The organism is Anabaena sp. EIM26 (genome assembly GCF_057568715.1).
This window is the reverse complement of sequence record NZ_CM172472.1, coordinates 1,356,370-1,374,651: the sequence shown is the minus strand read 5'-3', so window position 1 is coordinate 1,374,651 and position 18,282 is coordinate 1,356,370. Positions and strand designations below refer to the sequence as shown.

The 18,282-nt window shown below is 38.3% G+C and carries 12 protein-coding genes and 1 pseudogene; 7 read left to right on the top strand and 6 right to left on the bottom strand.

The genetic code is table 11. The annotated features are described in order from the left end of the window. Window positions 1-49: 49 nt before the first annotated feature. Complete coding sequence (tatC, locus tag AC012T_RS05835; RefSeq protein ID WP_487063922.1) at window positions 50-844, bottom strand: twin-arginine translocase subunit TatC; 795 nt, start codon at window positions 842-844, stop codon at window positions 50-52. Between the two features lie 286 nt (window positions 845-1,130). On the opposite strand from tatC, the gene AC012T_RS05830 reads away from it, so the two are divergent. The 3 genes from AC012T_RS05830 to AC012T_RS05820 all read left to right on the top strand — a co-directional run bounded on the left by AC012T_RS05830 (window position 1,131) and on the right by AC012T_RS05820 (window position 8,247). Next, the gene (locus tag AC012T_RS05830) at window positions 1,131-1,376 is read left to right on the top strand and encodes a hypothetical protein (protein WP_487063920.1); all 246 of its coding nucleotides are present in this window, start codon (window positions 1,131-1,133) and stop codon (window positions 1,374-1,376) included. Between the two features lie 404 nt (window positions 1,377-1,780). After that, window positions 1,781-3,115 carry a P-loop NTPase fold protein gene (locus AC012T_RS05825; protein WP_487063918.1) on the top strand — a complete coding sequence of 445 codons (1,335 nt, stop codon included), beginning with the start codon at window positions 1,781-1,783 and terminating at the stop codon, window positions 3,113-3,115. After that, complete coding sequence (locus tag AC012T_RS05820) at window positions 3,091-8,247, top strand: WD40 domain-containing protein (RefSeq protein WP_487063916.1); 5,157 nt, start codon at window positions 3,091-3,093, stop codon at window positions 8,245-8,247. The genes AC012T_RS05825 and AC012T_RS05820 overlap by 25 nt, the downstream gene beginning before the upstream one ends. Window positions 8,248-8,260: 13 nt before the next feature. Here the strand turns inward: AC012T_RS05820 and AC012T_RS05815 are convergent, their stop codons facing one another. Together AC012T_RS05815 and AC012T_RS05810 are read right to left on the bottom strand one after the other, a co-directional pair. Beyond that, the gene (locus tag AC012T_RS05815; protein ID WP_487063914.1) at window positions 8,261-8,410 is read right to left on the bottom strand and encodes a serine dehydratase; all 150 of its coding nucleotides are present in this window, start codon (window positions 8,408-8,410) and stop codon (window positions 8,261-8,263) included. Between the two features lie 283 nt (window positions 8,411-8,693). Beyond that, the gene (locus AC012T_RS05810) at window positions 8,694-9,977 is read right to left on the bottom strand and encodes a hypothetical protein (protein ID WP_487063912.1); all 1,284 of its coding nucleotides are present in this window, start codon (window positions 9,975-9,977) and stop codon (window positions 8,694-8,696) included. Window positions 9,978-11,019: 1,042 nt separating this feature from the next. Here AC012T_RS05810 and fmt point away from each other — a divergent pair. Further along, window positions 11,020-12,018 (top strand): methionyl-tRNA formyltransferase, encoded by a 999-nt coding sequence (fmt, locus tag AC012T_RS05805; RefSeq protein WP_487063910.1) that lies wholly within the window; start codon window positions 11,020-11,022, stop codon window positions 12,016-12,018. A 231-nt stretch (window positions 12,019-12,249) separates the two neighbouring features. Here the strand turns inward: fmt and AC012T_RS05800 are convergent, their stop codons facing one another. Further along, window positions 12,250-12,618 (bottom strand): DUF6464 family protein, encoded by a 369-nt coding sequence (locus tag AC012T_RS05800; protein ID WP_487063908.1) that lies wholly within the window; start codon window positions 12,616-12,618, stop codon window positions 12,250-12,252. A gap of 218 nt (window positions 12,619-12,836) precedes the next feature. Here AC012T_RS05800 and AC012T_RS05795 point away from each other — a divergent pair, with 218 nt between their 5' ends. After that, a complete protein-coding gene (locus AC012T_RS05795) occupies window positions 12,837-13,901 on the top strand; it encodes a vWA domain-containing protein (protein ID WP_487063906.1) in 1,065 nt (354 codons plus the stop codon). Between the two features lie 153 nt (window positions 13,902-14,054). Beyond that, window positions 14,055-16,099, top strand: a pseudogene (gene ligA, locus AC012T_RS05790) (NAD-dependent DNA ligase LigA). 22 nt (window positions 16,100-16,121) lie between these two features. On the opposite strand, the gene AC012T_RS05785 reads toward ligA, so the two are convergent. After that, window positions 16,122-16,406 (bottom strand): transposase, encoded by a 285-nt coding sequence (locus AC012T_RS05785; protein WP_487063904.1) that lies wholly within the window; start codon window positions 16,404-16,406, stop codon window positions 16,122-16,124. A gap of 122 nt (window positions 16,407-16,528) precedes the next feature. Next, window positions 16,529-16,903 carry a transposase gene (locus tag AC012T_RS05780; protein ID WP_487063902.1) on the bottom strand — a complete coding sequence of 125 codons (375 nt, stop codon included), beginning with the start codon at window positions 16,901-16,903 and terminating at the stop codon, window positions 16,529-16,531. Window positions 16,904-17,223: 320 nt separating this feature from the next. On the opposite strand from AC012T_RS05780, the gene AC012T_RS05775 reads away from it, so the two are divergent. After that, complete coding sequence (locus AC012T_RS05775) at window positions 17,224-18,141, top strand: DMT family transporter (RefSeq protein ID WP_487063900.1); 918 nt, start codon at window positions 17,224-17,226, stop codon at window positions 18,139-18,141. Window positions 18,142-18,282 lie beyond the last annotated feature (141 nt).

Here is an 18,282-nt window from a genome sequence, read left to right as displayed (position 1 = left end):
ATTTGAATATTGATTGGTAATTGGTGATTGGTGATTGGTAAAATGACCATTATTTTCCTGTAAGTTTAACTAAACCAACACCACCAAAATAAAGACCTAAAACAGCCCCTGCTAACAAACTTTGAGTGAGAGGATCAGTAGAAGGTGTGAGAACTGCTCCTAAAACCACTGCTCCCATAATTACAAAACGCCAACCAGCCACCATTTTTTCAGAAGAAACAATCCCTAAATTACCTAATAATAATTGAATAATGGGTATTTGAAATGCTAACCCAGTACTGAACAAAAGCAACAGTACAAACTCAAAATATTTTTCAATCGACCACAATTGTTCTACAACATCTGCACCGTAGCTAATAAAAAATTGCAACGCTGCGGGGATAAGTAATAAATAAGCAAATACTAACCCACCCACAAATAAAACACTAGACCCCAAAACCACAGGCCCTAACAAACGGCGTTCACGGCGTGTCAGTCCGGGAAGCACAAACTGCATAATTTGGTAAAGAATAAAGGGACTAGCAAGCACCACACCACTGTAACCAGCAACTTTGATAGACACAAAGAAATATTCTCCCGGTGCTAGTTGGAGAAACTTAATTCCATGCGCGGGGACTTCTAGCAACTGAACTAGGGGTTTAACGGCGACAAAACAACCGATAACAGCCACTACCACAACAATTAAAGAATAGAAAATCCGTTGCCGCAATTCCTCAAGATGGTCAAAAAAGGACATTTCAACCTCATCTGGTAACTCATCAAGGGGATTATTGTCAGAGTTTTCGTATCCTTCCATGTCCATGTCAGGGGAATTGAGAGTATCCACATCTGATAAAGGTGTCATAAGTCCATTAATAGCGATCGCGAACATTCCTTCACTATTTTATCTGCCAGAGTGACCAGCAATGGAGGTTTTTAGGGTTTTGGGAATTTTTCCGGTTGTTTAGTATTACATCTGCATAAGTAAGTAAGAAGACATTTGTGGGGAATGTCTACTACACACAATTACGGAACCGTTAATTTGTCAATTACGTCTGGAGTAACTACTACCGCTGTGCTGTGGTATTAACTCTAGTCGGTCAAAATAATGTTTCCAATAACCCAATCATCACTAAGAAAAGAGGTTTGGGATGAATAGGAAAATTTATATGCGATTGATGGTATTGCCAGTATGTTTATCCAATTCTACTTCAGGTATTGCCAGTAGTAATTTTTCACTCTTCCAGTATATGTTGCCGATGACAATTGCTCAAAACACAATTGCTCAAAATACAATAGTTGCTGATGCTAATTTTCAGCCGGAATTTAACAAAAATATCCACGCCAGAGATGATCAAACAGAAGATTGTTTAAGATCAGGTATCTGTAAGGATTAATATTTGTTTAAGATTACTAGCCTAGATGGCAATTATCCATTATCCACACAATTACTTTTTTAAAATTTAATTGTGTTGTTGTGTTACATAAAATTATTTGTAGTCCTATAAAATAATGAGACTAGATGAAAAATATATAGTTTATCAAACAGAATTCAGGAGTCAGGATTCAGTTGGGTATTCTGTGCGAGTGGCGGATGAATAACCAGGTTTCAGACCCCCACCACGGGAAGGCCAGAGCGAACAATCAGTTGCAGGTCTGTAGCTTGCTTCCCGTAGAGTATCCCCGACTGATAGCGTAGCGTTAGCGAGGAACGAGCATCTTGATTCTGACTCCTGGCTACTGACTCCTGACTCCTTCTTTATTTTTATCCTCCCCGTTCTTGAGTGAAGTAGATTAAATTATGCTCCTAGATTTAGAAAGATTTTATCAGGCTTGTAATCCGAGCAGACCACTAATGATAGAAAATGCTGCGGATCGCCTGTACTATATTGATTTTGCCTCAGTACGGGGAGGTAAAATTATTGAAGCTTTGCTGCGAACTATTAGTAAAATTTCTCCGAATACCCCCACCTGTCAATTATTTACCGGACACTTGGGTTGTGGTAAATCTACAGAATTGTTACGGTTGAAAGCAGAGTTAGAGGAGCAGAAGTTTCATGTCGTATATTTTGAATCCACTCGTGTGCTAGAAATGGCGGATGTGGATGTGACTGATATTCTCTTGGCTGTTGCTGGTCAAGTGAGTGAAAGTCTAGAAGCGATGAAAATCAGCCTCAAACCTCGCTACTTTGCTAAATTATTTACTGAAGTGGTGGATTTTTTGCAAACACCAATAGATGTGGGAGTAGAAGCCGAATTATCGGTGGGAATTGCCAAAATTACTGCTAAAACTAAAGAAAGTCCACAGTTACGAAGACGGTTAAGAGACTACTTAGAACCACGCACAGAAAATATTTTACTCTCAATTAATCAAGAATTGCTAGAGCGTGCCAATACTGAACTCAAAGCCAAGGGTAAAAAAGGTTTGGTAGTAATTGTTGATAATTTAGATCGAGTATCATCATTCCGACCTATACCATCTGGGAAATCTCTTCCAGAATACTTGTTTATTGAACGGGGTGAGCAGTTACGTAAACTTAATTGTCATCTTGTTTACACTATTCCTTTGTCTTTAACTTTTTCCAACGATAGCGCTGAACTACAACATCGTTTAGGTGGTGGAGTTGCACCAAAAGTCTTACCAATGATACCTGTGTTACTGCGCTCAGGGGAAATTTACAGAGAAGGATTAGAATTAATGCAGCAAATGGTATTAGCTAGAGCCTTCCCTGACATTTTGTCGAGCAATCGCTTAAACTTAATTACAGAAGTGTTTGATAGCGTGGAAACTTTAGACCGTTTGTGTCTGATTAGTGGTGGTCATGTGCGTGACTTATTAGGGTTACTGTTTGACTGTCTGCGGGAACAAGACCCACCATTTGACCGGGAATGTTTGGAATTAGTCATCCAAAGACAAAGAGATTATCGAGCTAACGCTATTGACCCCCATGAGTGGGAACTAATCTTTCAAGTGATGCGCGAGCAAAGAGTCAAAGGTGATACAGAATATCATGCATTATTACGCAGTTTGTTCGTTTTTGAATATCGCGATCGCCAGGGAGCTTGGTTTGGTGTTAACCCAGTCTTAGCAGAAACCCAAAAATTTAAATCATGGTTGAACGAAACACATCAATAGATATCAACAGTGCTAATGATCGTTCTTTACGCAGTTTAGCCAGGGCAATTTCACTTTCTCAAGGTCAATTTTCTGTTGTATTGGTGTGTTGTAACTATGGAATTTTGCGGGATTTAATACTGCAAAGACTATCAGAAATAGATAGTAGTTTTAATAAAATCCAAAAAGTAGTATTAACCCAAAATTCCCTCAGCCTATATTCAACTATTCATTTACAGCAACAAATTAATCAACCTACAGCATTAATAGTTTTAGGTTTAGAGTCAGTAGAAGGACTTGATGAACTCCTAATTTCTATTAATCAAATTCGTGATGAATTTCGTAAACGCCACCCATTCCCAATGGTAATATGGGTGAATGATGAGGTTTTACAAAAAGTAGTAAAATTAGCTCCAGATTTTGCTAGTTGGGCAGCAACACCAATTAGATTTGAAATGACTTCTATGGCGTTGCTAGAATTTTTGAAACAAGAAACAAACTCTTTATTTGCTAAAGCTTTACATAGAGATAATACCCAAAACCAGCAAATACAAAAGTATGATACTACCATAGAACAAGTATGGATGCGGAGCTATGAACTGCAAATTGCAATTAGAGACTTAGAAAATCGTGGTATTGGCTTGGAAGCCCAATTAAATGCTAGTTTACAATTTGTTTTTGGTTTAGATGATTATGTCAGTGACAGAATAAATTCAGCTTTAAACCATTTTCGACAAAGCTTACTTTTTTGGTATCAAAATCAGGACATAGGGGAAAAAGAACAAATCACCAAAGAATGGGAAAAAGGTAGAATTATCGAATGGGATAATCTTTCTCAATCACCCCAACTTTCTAAGTCTCCATCTCCTCATCTTCTCAAACAAGGTGTTTTATTACTTTACATCGGTCTATGTCATTGTCGTCTCACTGAACAAAATCAAACAGCAAGTCACCGCCACTTACAAGCCGCAGAAAATTATTTTCAACAGTGCTTACACACTTTTGAAATAGCTGGACGTACAGATTTAGTTGCTGAATTTATTGGACAACTTGCGGATGTTTTGCAAAGTTTACAAGCATGGTCAGAATTACAAATTGTTGCCGAAAAATCTCTAGAATTACACCAAAATTATGGCAGTCAAATTCAACTAGCTGGTGACTATGGTATTTTAGCCCAGGTAGCTGTACAACAGTCACGCTGGATGCAGGCAAGCATTTTAGCACACATAGCATTATTGAAATTAGGGGAAGCTCAAAAGCACCGTAACCTCCAACCTTGTTTATTTCCTCTGCTGTTGGCACAAATTTATTATTTAACCTTAGCCAAAGCACAGCAACAACTAGGTGAGCAAAAAGTAGCTCAGGAATACTTAGACAAGGCCACAACAGAACTACCAGCATCTTTAGAAAGCAGTGAACACCAATATGATGCCCATCGTTATATTCGCTTATTGCGGACATTGCGATCGCTCTATTTTGAAGCCGGTTGCTATCTCCAAGCCTATCTAATTAGACAAAAACGCCGTTCAGTTGAACAACAATATGGTTTTCGTGCCTTTATCGGTGCTGGACGTTTACAACCCCAAAGGAAAGTTACCAACCCCGCTTTGATGTCTGCGTCGGGAAATAGCAGCGTGGCTTTAGAAATAGCCGCTTCTGGTCGGGAAGGTGATATTAATAACTTAATTGGCAGACTTAGCCGTGCTGACTACAAGCTGATAGTAATTCATGGCCCGTCTGGTGTAGGTAAAAGTTCTACCGTCACCGCTGGTTTAATTCCCGCACTGCAAAATCGTGCCATAGGTGATCAAAATGCCATTCCAGTTGTCCTCCAAATATATACCGACTGGGTGCGAGAATTAGGCAAATCTTTAACAGCAGCAATGCTGCAACATCAAGAAGCCAACATTGCATCAGGAATCACCTCTGATTTAGCCCCCCTCAACAGCATTGATGGCATATTACAACAACTGAGAGAAAATGCCGATCATCATCTCATTACAGTTTTAATTTTCGACCAATTTGAAGAATTTTTCTTTGGTCATACTGACCGCTATCAAAAACAAGACTTTGATAGATTTATAAGTGACTGTTTAAATATATCTTTCGTAAAAGTGATTTTATCTTTGCGAGAAGATTATTTACACCGATTACTAGATTTTAAACATCTAGTTTCACTAGAAGCAATTAATCATAATATTCTTGACAAAAATATTCGCTATCAATTAAATAACTTTTCTACTGAATACGCCAAAGTAATTATTCATAAATTAACCGAACGTTCCCAACTACATTTAGAATCGGCTTTAATTGATGCTGTAGTCCAAGATTTATCAGCAGAATTAGGAGAAGTTCGCCCCATTGAATTGCAAGTAGTTGGCGCACAACTTCAAGATGAACGCATTACTAGTCTCTCCCAATATCAGCCTTATAGACCAAATAAACTCATTGAAAGATATATCAAAGAATTAATTAAAGAATGTGGCACAGAAAATGAACGGGCTGCTTTAATAGTGTTATATTTATTAACAGATGAAAGTAACCAAAGACCTTTTAAAACCCAGGCGGAATTATCAGCAGAATTATCAGAATTAGAAGATTCTAGTCAATTAGAATTAATTCTATCTATTTTAGTCAGTTCTGGGTTAGTCGTATTATTTCCCGACATTCCCGAACGCTATCAACTTATTCATGATTATTTAGTAGATTTAATTCGCTATCTGCAACAACAAGAATCAAGTTTACAAGCACAACTCAATCAATTACGTTATAAAGTCGAAAATAGCCAACAAGAAATTGAACGTCTTAAAAGTGAACTGAGACAAAAAAAACAGCAAGCAACATTAGTCGATACCCAACGTCAACAAGGAGTAGATTTATTAACAGAACTCCGAGAACTACGCAAGCGAGAAGAATTAAGTCAATTAGAAATTGAACATCTGCGTGGAGAACTCAAAGAAAAAGCATTAATCGCACAACTAGCAGAAAGTCAAGAAAAACAACGACTAAGTGAAGCACGATTAAATCGGACATTAAAAATCGCCCTGACGGCTTCCGTCGTTGCTATATTTGGTTTAACTATTTCCGTAATTACTGCCATAGATAGTGAAATTAAAACTCTCAGTACTTCTAGTGAAGCTTTGTTTGCTTCTCAAAAAGGACTTGATGCACTCAAAGACAGTTTAAAAGCGGGGAAAAAATTGCAACAGACAATCTGGGTAAGTTCTTCTACCAGAGAACAAGTACTAACAGCTTTATACCAAGCGGTTTATGGAGTCAAAGAACGTAACCGCTTAGAAGGTCATTTATCTGGAGTTAATAACGCCACATTTAGCCCAGATAACTCTTTAATTGCTTCAGCTAGTGCAGATTACACAATTAATCTCTGGCTTCCTAATGGCAGTTTTGTCAGAACTTTATCGGGACATGAAGATGTAGTCAATAGTGTTAATTTTAGTCCTGATAGTCAAATTATTATTTCTGCAAGTCAGGACAAAACAGTAAAATTGTGGAACCAAAAAGGTAAGCTATTAAAAACTTTAACTGGTCATAAATCTGTAGTGAATAGCGCTTATTTTAGCCCTGATGGTAAATTTATAGCTTCGGCAAGTACAGATAAAACAGTTAAATTATGGAGTGCGGAAGGTAAATTTATCCAGACTTTGACAGGTCATAATGGTGCGGTTTTGGCTGTAGCTTGGTCATCTGATGGTCAAATTATTGCTTCAGCAAGTGCTGATAAAACTATCAAATTGTGGAGTCGGGAAGGTAAATTTATCAAAACTTTGATAGGTCATGAAGATGCGGTTAAAAGTCTAGCTTGGTCATCTGATGGTCAAACTCTTGCTTCTGGTAGTTTAGATTTAGACAAAACTATTAAATTGTGGAGTCGAGAAGGAAATTTACTGAAAACTCTCTCAGGTCATACTTCTGGCGTTACCAGTGTTAGTTTTAGCCATGATGGTCAAACGATCGCATCTGCTAGTACGGACGAAACAGTTAAACTCTGGAGTTTGGATGGTGTATTGCTGGGAACTCTCAGAGGACATAATAATTGGGTGAATAGCGTTAATTTTAGCCCTGATGGTGGTACTTTAATTTCTGCGGGAAGGGATAAAACGATTAAGCTATGGCGTTGGGATGATGTGCTATTGCGAAATGGCAAAACTGACATTGATTGGGTGACTAGTATTAGTTTTAGTCCTGATGGCCGGATTTTGGCGGCAGCTAGTCGAGATAAAACTGTTAAACTTTGGAGTCAGAATCATCAATTACTGAGAACATTAACAGGACATCAAGGTTCTGTTTGGGGTGTTGCTTGGTCGCCGGATGGTCAGAATATTGCTTCTGCTAGTAAGGATACTACAGTCAAGCTTTGGAGTCGGGAAGGGCTATTAATTCATACTTTGCGGGGTCATCAAGATACTGTTTTAGCTGTAGCTTGGTCGCCGAATGGTCAGAATATTGCCTCTGCTAGTAAGGATGCTACAGTCAAGCTTTGGAGTCGGGAAGGGCTATTAATTCATACTTTGCGGGGTCATGGAAGTGCGGTCAATTGGGTCAGCTTCAGCCCTGATGGTAAGTTGTTAGCGTCAGCGAGTGATGATAATTTAGTCAAGATTTGGAGAAATGATGGTAAATTTCTCTACGATTTAACTGGTCACACCCGGCGGGTAAATGGTGTGGCTTGGTCGCCGGATGGTCAGACTATCGCTTCAGTCAGTATTGATAGTACGGTAAGACTTTGGAATCGGGATGGTAGTTTACTCAGGGTATTGCCCGGTAATGGTGATAGTTTGATCAGTGTCAGTTTTAGTCCTGACGGTAAAACCTTGGCTGTTAGTAGTGATGATAAGATCAGGCTTTGGAGCCGAAACGGAACTCTGCTGATAGCTTTAAAGACTGATAAGCAAGAGTTAACTAGTCTGAGTTTCAGTCCAGATGGTAAGACTCTGGCTGCGGGTAGCGGGAATGGAACTGTGATTTTACGCAGCTTATCAGATGTGAAGTTAGATGTTTTATTAAAACGTGGCTGTGGATTAATACAAGATTATTTGCAGAATAATCCTAAGGTGATGGAGAGCGATCGCATTCGCGGAGTGTCTACCACAGCAGAAACCCTCAGTGGGAATCGCTCTTTGTGCAATCGCTGAGAATGTGAAAACCTTATCTACTTGTCAGGTGTTTAGCTACTTCTTCTAAGGTTTGAATCAGGTGTTCTAATGTATAGATATGAGGTTTATCCTGATGAGAATTGCGAGTATCAGTAGAAACTTGTCTGACCTTCTGAATAGAATTAGAATTGATCAGTTGCATTGATTTTGACCCTGAGTGACTGACATTGTTAAATGTTATGCAATCACTATAAAATAATCTGCTATGAATAATACTGAGTTTATCCAAGTTTTCATGTAATTTTTAACTGGTAGCACAACTCTTCATTTGCACTTTATAATATATGTAATAGTAGAGACTCCGTAAGCACAGTTCTTCCCAATTCAGAAGTTGACGATATCTCTGATTTTGATCCGCAAAAAAACCCCGCTGTCACCTATAGCAACAACGGGAGTTTTGTTCAATTGATATGTCTTGGTGCAAATTATCTTGAGGCTACTTGGGGTTCTGCCCAAACTTGTCTATCACTTGTACCAAAAGTAACAGGCTGATCCCTATCGGTGGAGACATTGATACTTTTACCATCACTAGCAACTTGCACCAAAGGCCAATTTTCTTCCCCTATTTCACCTGCACGGAACAGTACATGATCCGGTTGTTGTTTACTCCAACCTAACAAGATTGCTATTTTTTCATGCTCATTTGCCTCCTGGGGAGGAGCAACTGTTTTGGTCTGATTTTGTTGCTGATCCCAAATTACTGCATGATCTGTAACATCTGCTGTATTGAATACGCCTATAAACTTGCGGGCTAAAAAGCGATCGCCTTTTTGTGACCAGCTAACCGGAACTAAAACCCCAATTTTTCCTTCTGTATCGGTTGCTTCTGTAGCCACAGTCTGTTGTAATAGCGGGTCGCTAATCACAGATGTTTTAGCTATCACCTTTAATTTCTTCGTTTGTCTATCTTCTATAAACAACAAGCTAGTGACTCGGCTATTATACATTTCGGGTTTCACTTCTAGCTGTACCCGGCTATAAACAGCATATCTACCATCTGGAGAAACCACCGGTATGCTGCGATAGTGCCGTACTCCAGAATTCCCTTTGCCACCAATAGCTTCCTGAGTCATCATGATCCATTTCCAAGGAATAGGATGAGGACTGCCCATCGGATCATCTGGTAATCCATCAGACTGATTTGGAGGACTATCTATGGGTATTTCCCTCATTGATGAGTCTCTAACACCTGGTGAACTGTTAACCGTTGCTACTTGTTCTGTTGCCGATCTCTTGCCGATCTGAGAATTAATTTCACCTTGCAAAGCCGCTAATTTAGCTTCTTTTAATTTTTGTACTAAATCAGTTTGACTAACAGGTATCTGTTTACTTGCTGTCACAGGAACACTCGTATCACCCCTAGACTGATAATTCTCTTTTTTTACCCCCGAATCCAGTTTATCTGCCAGTAATACTTGCCTTTCTCCACTAATAGGCGTATTTGATGGCACAACAGTCCCCAATTGCCCATTCAATGAGTTTAACTGACCTATTTTTAAATTAGATTCCCCGAAAATAGCACTTTTTGGTGATTTTGAATCAGATTTATCAACTTCCACACCAATTTTGGCTACCTTTAATTGTGATTGTTTTGCCAAGGTAGAGTGAATAGATACACCTAAGAGGGGAGCAATTACTATAACAACAGCAACGTACTTGATAAATGGTTGTACGCGGAACCATCCTGACAGCAAAAGGGATTTCAGCATGAGTGGACTCTCTAAGGGGGGTGGCTATTTCGAGGAGCAATGTCTATACAGGAAGGGCAAAAGCTATGATTATTATGTATAACAACAAAGTAGAAGCTCTAACGAGATCATCTCGTCAAATTTTGCATCACTTTACAAAAGTTTTAGTATCATTGTCCACATCTTTACAATCTTTAAATTCTGTAATATTTCCGGGCAGTCGAACCAGCAATCGTGCATTACTGTGTTGATAGATACAATAAGTTTTGGTGTCATCCATATACTCAAGTCTTACCTTTAATCAAGGAAGACTACAATACATTTCCAGTAGTACTGAGTAACCTCATGGATAAATCTAGTGGCTTAAAAAAGACCCGTGATCAGCTTTTAAACTTTTTTCACCGGATATTTATTTTCGCCATGCTGCACTAGTGCCTAAATTCAGGTATGCTTTACAAACAGTAATAGCAAGAGCTAGTCCATAACATCTAAAACACTACCTAATTAGAAACTTTTGTAACAGTACTAATCCCGTTAAAAGTAAAGCTAACGCGTATGAAAGCAATTGAGTAATCAAAAAATTTTCTACTTTCAGGGAAGAATTACTAAAATCCTCATCTTTAAACCTATCCAACTCCATAAATCTGTTCGCAAATCAATAATATATCTATTGCGATCGCCTTGCGTGTGAGTGCTATCACACAAATATAAAGAAGCTGATTTTAGTAAACTACCAAATTACTGCCCTACCAGATAAGTGGTTTTAGTAGATGCTTAATTGTCTAGCCATAAGACATAACCAAATATTTATGCCTGCATAGCAGCAAATACGATTACTGATTACTGCTATCCTGCTTGCCAAGACCTTCTAATTAATTAAGGAAGTTTTTATTGCACCAATAATCAACACTTTACCACTAAATCACTAAAATTGAATGCCCTCATCACGAAATTGCTTTGCGTTTTTTCTATCGTTATCGTAATTTAGTGAGTTGTGGGCAGTCAGTTGTCAGTGATTCATGACGCATCTAATATTGACTAAATAACTAATAACGTATAAATAATGAAAATCGTATTTTTTGGTACTCCCCAATTTGCTGTCCCCACGCTAGAGAAACTACTGGCTCACCCAAATGTAGAAATTTTAGCAGTTGTCACCCAACCGGATAAACGTCGGGAACGAGGGAATCAATTAACACCCTCACCAGTAAAAACACTTGCTATTTCCAGCAATCTCCCCGTATGGCAACCAGAGAGAATTAAAAAAGATATTGAAACTTTAAACCAACTTAAACAATTAGACGCAGATGTGTTTGTCGTGATTGCTTATGGGCAAATTTTGTCTAAGAAAATCTTAAATATGCCAAAATTGGGCTGCATTAATGTGCATGGTTCGATTTTACCCCAATATCGTGGTGCGGCTCCCATTCAATGGTGTCTATATAACGGTGAGCAAGAAACCGGGATCACAACTATGTTAATGGATGCGGGCATGGATACAGGTGATATGCTGCTAAAAGCCACTACACCCATTGAATTACTAGATAATGCCCAAAATTTAGCTGATAAGTTAGCGATAATGGGTGCAGATTTATTGATAGAAACACTGTTCAAGCTGGAACGTCAGGAAATTGAACCAATTCCCCAAGATAATTCTGTTGCCACTTATGCCTCTTTGATTCAAAAACAAGATTATAGTTTGGACTGGTCAAAGACAGCTATTCAATTGCACAACCAAATTAGAGGTTTTTACCCCAACTGTCTGACGACTTTTCGCAATCAACCACTGAAAATAACTGCTGCTGTTCCTCTAAATTCTGCTTATATACACGAGTTACCAGAGCAAGTAAGAGCAAGAATTCACAAAATACCCGATTTGTCAACTATTTCAGGGCAACCCGGAGAAGTAGTTAGTATCATCAAAGGCTTAGGAGCAATTATACAAACTGGAGAAGGTTTGCTGTTGTTGAGAGAAGTTCAGCTAACCGGTAAACGTCCTCAATCAGGATGGGATTTTGTGAATGGTACTCGTTTAACTTTGGGAGAAGTGTTAGTAACCTGAGTTCGGAGTTTCTCCTATGCCTACGGCACGGCTTCGCCGAACGGAGACGCTACGCGAACGGAGTTCTGAGTTCTGATTTTTTTAACGAGAGAATAAGGGTTTGAGACTCTTACTGGGGGGAGTTTTCCACAAATTATCTAAATTATCTTATGTCGAACTCAGGTGTTAGTAGGTAATTCGTAATTGAGAAAAAGGGGAATAAATAGAAAGTTTTTCTCCCTATCTCCCCAATCACCAATCACCAATCACCTGATTTTCATAGAAACGGCAGGATTTACAAGGGCCTTCTGGATTAACTGCACAACGAAGGATTTCTGAACGAGCATTGTAGTTGCAGGTAGCATCACCAATCACCCAACGTCCCTCAACCAAGGTTTTTTCGTCTGGTCGTTTAGCAGACTGTACATAAATAGCCACATTATGCAAGCGGTAGCGTCCTAATTTTAATTGATATTGATGACGACGCTCTAAAACCGCATAGGTTTTACCTTCAAGATCAAGATAATTACCCGGTTGGGGTGTCCAATCAAGTTTTAATATACCGAGAGATTGACGTGGGTTTGTTAAAATCACCTCAGTTGGTAACGAGTCTGGCTCCATAATAAGTTTATGTTATGAAATTTACGTTATAAAGATAATACCGCAACAACCAAAAATATATTTATGGGTATGAGTTGATAGAGATTTACCGTATTTTTACATATTTATTAATTTTCAACAACCCTAAATATTACAATATTTTAAAGTAATGTTTTTCACATTAAATAAGTATTTAAAATAAAGATACATTCTAGATAAGTGAGATTTAGGTTATAGCTATGGCAAACAACAATATAGAAGTTGTTTTTAGCTTTGATACGACTGGTAGTATGTATCCTTGTCTGACTCAGGTGCGGCGAAAAATTAAAAATACCGTCACTAGACTGATGGATGAATTACCTCTAATTAGGATTGGGATTATCGCTCATGGAGATTATTGTGATGCAGGTTCAACCTATGTAACTAAAACTTTTAACCTTTCTGGTGATGTCGATAAAATTTGTGATTTTGTCCAAAATGTAGAACCTACTGGTGGGGGAGATGCACCGGAATGTTATGAGTTAGTATTACATGAATCCCAATCTCTATCTTGGTCAAAATCAGCATCGAAATCTCTAGTTTTAATTGGTGATGATATTCCCCATGCACCAGCACACAATCCCCAAAAGTTAAATTGGCGTAAAGAGGTAGATAAGTTAGCCGAATTGGGAATTTCAGTTTATGGAGTACAAGCACTTAATCGCCATCATGCGACACCTTTTTATCAAGAATTAGCTGAAAAATCTGGTGGTTTTCATATTAATTTAGACCAATTTTCTTATATTACTGACTTGTTTTTAGCGGTTTGCTATCAGCAATCATCCGATGAACAGTTACAAGCTTATGAAAAAGAAGTAATTAACCAAGGTAGGATGAGTCGTGGGTTAAATAAAATATTTGACACCATGATGAAACGAGAAGGAACATCTTATTATGAATCAACTGATTTAAGAGCGGTTGTTCCAGGAAGATTCCAGGTGTTAGAGGTGGATTTAGATATTTCTATTAAGGCGTTTGTGCTAGAAAATGGGTTAACATTTAAAGTAGGGCGTGGTTTTTATGAATTCACGAAAACAGAAACTATCCAAGCGACTAAAGAAATTATCTTAATGGATAGGACTACAGGTGATTTATTTGAAGGCAGTGCTGCACGAGAAATGTTAGGTCTACCGATGGATGCGACAATTAGGATTAAACCGAGTAATCTAGAAAAGTATGTTGTGTTTGTTCAAAGTACTTCTGCTAATCGAAAGTTAATTGGCAAAACTAGATTTTTATATGAAGTTGAAGACTGGGATCATTAATCGAGATTTTGCCAAAATATTTCGTGGGTTTTCAGTATACATTCTTATAAAAGCCTGCTTCTGGCAGGTTTTCTAGTGCAATAAGGCAGAAGGTAGAGGAGCAGGACAATATTTTTCTATCTATTCTCTATTCCGCAATTACGAATTAAAATTATGATGCCAACTCAAGCTGAAGTAAAGCGTATAGAAGAAATCCGGCGGTTATTACAACAAGCCAGCTATGCTTATTATGTCCTAGATGCACCAATCATGGAGGATACTGTCTATGATCGGTTTTATCGGGAATTACAAGAATTAGAAACTCAGTATCCAGAATTAATCACTCCTGATAGTCCGACTCAACGGGTGGGTGAGCGGCCTGCAACGCATTTTACTTCAGTGCGGCATAACATCCCCCTATATAGTTTGGAAAATGCTTTTAATGTTGAGGAGTTACAAAGCTGGGAACAACGTTGGCGAAGACACTTACCTCCTCAGTATTTTCCGGGTGATATAGAATATGTGGCAGAACTGAAAATTGATGGTGCGGCTTTGGCGTTAACTTATGAAAATGGTGTTTTAACTAGAGGTGTGAGTCGGGGTGATGGGGTGATGGGTGAAGATATTACCCAAAATGTGCGGACTATTCGCTCAATTCCCCTACGTTTGAATTTTGACGGGTTAGCAAATATCGAAAAGGTGGAAGTGCGTGGTGAGGTTTTTTTACCTTTAGATGTATTTCAACAAATTAATGAGAAAAGGCAGAAAGCAGGTGAACAGGTGTTTGCTAATCCCCGCAATGCGGCTGCTGGTACACTTAGACAGTTAGATCCCCGGATTGTGGCACAGCGGCAGTTAGATTTCTTTGCTTATACGCTACATATTACTGGTTTGGATGACTCTAGTATTGCTAATACCCAATGGGAAGCTTTGGAGTTGTTGCAAAAAATGGGTTTTCGGGTTGATGCTAATCATAAGCTGTGCCATACATTAGAGGAAGTTGCTGAATATTATCAATATTGGGATACGGAACGGCTGAATTCGGCTTATATGACTGATGGGGTGGTGGTAAAGCTAAATTCGTTTAGGCTACAAGAACAGTTAGGTTTTACGCAGAAATGCCCCCGGTGGGCGATCGCTCTCAAGTATGCAGCAGAAGAGCTCCAACCCGTGTAGAAAGGATTACGGTGAATGTGGGGAGAACGGGAGCGTTAACTCCTTTAGCGGAAATGTTGCCTGTACAATTAGCAGGGACTACGGTTTCTAGGGCTACTTTACATAATAGCGATCGCATTGCTCTATTAGATATCCGCATTGGTGATACTGTAATTGTTCGCAAAGCTGGGGAAATTATCCCGGAAGTGGTGCGAGTAATTAAAGAATTACGTCCCGCTGATACTCAACCTTTTATTATGCCTACCCATTGTCCCGTCTGTGGTCAACCGGTGGTGCGGGAATCGGGGGAAGCAGTGACAAGATGTGTAAATGCTTCCTGTCCGGCAATTCTCAAAGGTGAAATTGAACATTGGGTAAGTCGTGATGCTTTGGATATTAAAGGTGTCGGTGAGAAATTAGTACATCAACTGGTAGATAAAGAGTTGGTGCATTCTGTTGGTGACTTATATGATTTGACACCAGAAAAATTATGTGCCTTGGAACGGATGGGGCAGAAGTCAGCGGAAAAATTGGTGAGTGCGATCGCTAAATCAAAAAATAAACCTTGGTCAAGGGTATTATATGGTTTAGGTATTCGTCACGTTGGTAGTGTCAACGCCCAATTATTAACGGAAAAATTTACCACAGTTGAACAGTTAACAGCAGCTAGACAATCGGATATTGAAGGCGTTTATGGTATTGGTGCAGAAATTGCCCAATCAGTTTATCAATGGTTTCGCATCAGCGCTAATCAAACTTTGATTTCTCGTCTCCAAGCGATCGGTTTGCAATTCATTTCCACCGAAGAACCGAAAGCAGCAGGAGAGATGAATGAGCAATTTGCTGGTAAAACTTTTGTCGTTACAGGTACTTTACCAACCTTAAAGCGCGATGAAGCAAAAGCACTTATTCAAAAAGCTGGTGGTAAAGTCACAGATTCAGTCAGTAAAAAAACAGACTTTTTAGTTGTGGGTGAAGATGCAGGTTCTAAATTAGAAAAAGCGCAGACTTTGGGAATTACTCAGTTAACTGAAGCACAGTTACTAGAAATGTTAGAGATTTAAACAATCAGCTTGACAAAAATAGCTAAATTGCTCGCGCTGTCTTAACATTTGCTGGATTTTCCTGGTCTTCTGCCCAACTTATCGGATTGGTAACTATGTACTGACGAATATTATTTAATGCTTCTTCATTGCGGATAATATGTTCATAATAATTACGTTGCCAAATAACATTTCCCTTATCCTTATTAATGCGATTAATTTGGCGCGTAGAAACAGATTTATAATTTTGAATTATTGATGCCAAAGATTGTGATGTCGTCCCATTAATTTTAATTTTTTCATCTGTAGGGGCGAAGCATTGGCTCAAAAATTTGTAAGGATTCAGGACACAGAATGTGTGATATGGCAGAAAACAGGGAACAGAATAGAAAAATATTCTTCTTCCTTCTTCTTCCTTCTTCTTTCTCCTGACTCCTGATTCCTGAATTCTTACGAAAGTTTTTGTTGTTGTTGATCATTTAAATTTGCCAATGCTTCGCCCTCCGCCTTAGAAAACGATTGTGAAAAATCTTGCTTCGCCAATGCTTCACTTTTAACTATAAAAATAATAATTCCATGTAAATGATTGGGCATGATCACAAATTCATCTAACTCTACATTTTGAAAATGCCGAGGAAGAGATAACCAATATCCTTTTGCTATCTCGCCATTTGTATTTAATTTCATTTCACCATCTACAATTTCACCAAATAAAAAATTACGTTGATGAGTGCAAATTGTGACAAAATAAGCTCCTGTTTGAGTATAATTATATCCTTTTAAGCGGATAGAACGGCGGTGGTGAATTTCGGGATTATAAGGCATGAATTAAATTTTTTTCATAGCATCATGGTTATGCAGAAGGGTGAAGCATTCGCCAATATAGATTATTTGTTTGTTCCATATTTTTCTAGTGCGAATGCTTCACCCCTACAGTAAACTATCTTTTAAGCGGTTATACTATAATAGTAATTCTCGATCATTCGTCAAAAACAAGATCCTCAATTTATCCAGTGTTTCTTCTGAAATGACCGCTTTTCAAAACTTACCCGGAGATAATAGTCAATAGTACGAAGTAATAAAGTATTCTTGATACTTGACTCCTGGAGACAAATGATTTTTTACCCATCAATTTACTATTAATCATGCATCAAAGTTCCGGTCGCTGGCGTTTAGGACTAGGTTTATCGTTAGTGACTGTTTTTTTATGGGGTATTCTCCCAATCGCTTTAAAGGTAACGCTACAAGCCCTAGATGTTTATACTATCATTTGGTTTCGCTTTTCCATGTCCTTTGTATTATTGGCAATTTATTTGTCTGTACAGGGAAAATTACCAACTATAGAAGAATTACGTTCTAGTTCTGGAAAGTTATTAGCAATAGTCACAATATTTTTAGCCACAAATTACTTCTTTTTCATGCAAGGTTTAGCATTAACAGCACCCGCTAATGCTGAAGTGATAATTCAGTTGGCTACTGTGTTGTTAGGTTTTGGTGGGTTGGTAATTTTTAAAGAACATTATACATTACGGCAATGGATTGGAGTTAGTGTCTTAACTTTAGGTTTTGCACTGTTTTTTAATGCCCAATTAACAAATTTAATTACAGCACATGGGCAATATCTTTTAGGCAGTGGATTGGTTGTATTGGGAGCAGTTGCATGGGCTATTTATGCTTTGGCACAGAAGCAGTTATTACAATCTTTATCATCCTCTAATATCATGCTGATAATTTACGGAGGATGTGCTTTATTATTCACTCCTTTTGCTAAAATCAATACAGTTTTTAGTCTCAATCCTTTGCATTTAGGAATGTTGCTATTTTGTGGATTAAATACTTTAATTGCCTATGGTGCTTTTGCAGAATCATTAGCACATTGGGAAGCATCAAGAGTAAGCGCAGTCTTAGCATTAGCTCCAATTGTCACTTTAATATCAGTTTGGATGGTTTCCGGTATTTTCCCGACTCTAATTCCCCCAGAACACATCACTATAATAGGAATTATAGGGGCATTTTTAGTTGTTAGTGGTTCGGTGGCTATCGCTTTAGGTAAATCTGAATAAAATAAATTATTGGCATAATTAGCTTAGGTTTTTTAACTCAAAAAATTGGTTTTATATTTAAAGCTACACCACAAATACTGAAGCAAACTATTGTTTTGGTTGTTATGATTTTAAGAGCATCTAATCAAATAGAGTCAAAAT

Bases quoted from the DNA above. Each gene is read 5' to 3' on its own strand.
- tatC (WP_487063922.1), bottom strand. From the start codon at position 844: ATGACACCTTTATCAGATGTGGATACTCTCAATTCCCCTGACATGGAC.
- AC012T_RS05830 (WP_487063920.1), top strand. From the start codon at position 1,131: ATGAATAGGAAAATTTATATGCGATTGATGGTATTGCCAGTATGTTTA.
- AC012T_RS05825 (WP_487063918.1), top strand. From the start codon at position 1,781: ATGCTCCTAGATTTAGAAAGATTTTATCAGGCTTGTAATCCGAGCAGA.
- AC012T_RS05820 (WP_487063916.1), top strand. From the start codon at position 3,091: ATGGTTGAACGAAACACATCAATAGATATCAACAGTGCTAATGATCGT.
- AC012T_RS05815 (WP_487063914.1), bottom strand. From the start codon at position 8,410: ATGCAACTGATCAATTCTAATTCTATTCAGAAGGTCAGACAAGTTTCT.
- AC012T_RS05810 (WP_487063912.1), bottom strand. From the start codon at position 9,977: ATGCTGAAATCCCTTTTGCTGTCAGGATGGTTCCGCGTACAACCATTT.
- fmt (WP_487063910.1), top strand. From the start codon at position 11,020: ATGAAAATCGTATTTTTTGGTACTCCCCAATTTGCTGTCCCCACGCTA.
- AC012T_RS05800 (WP_487063908.1), bottom strand. From the start codon at position 12,618: ATGGAGCCAGACTCGTTACCAACTGAGGTGATTTTAACAAACCCACGT.
- AC012T_RS05795 (WP_487063906.1), top strand. From the start codon at position 12,837: ATGGCAAACAACAATATAGAAGTTGTTTTTAGCTTTGATACGACTGGT.
- AC012T_RS05780 (WP_487063902.1), bottom strand. From the start codon at position 16,903: ATGCCTTATAATCCCGAAATTCACCACCGCCGTTCTATCCGCTTAAAA.
- AC012T_RS05775 (WP_487063900.1), top strand. From the start codon at position 17,224: ATGCATCAAAGTTCCGGTCGCTGGCGTTTAGGACTAGGTTTATCGTTA.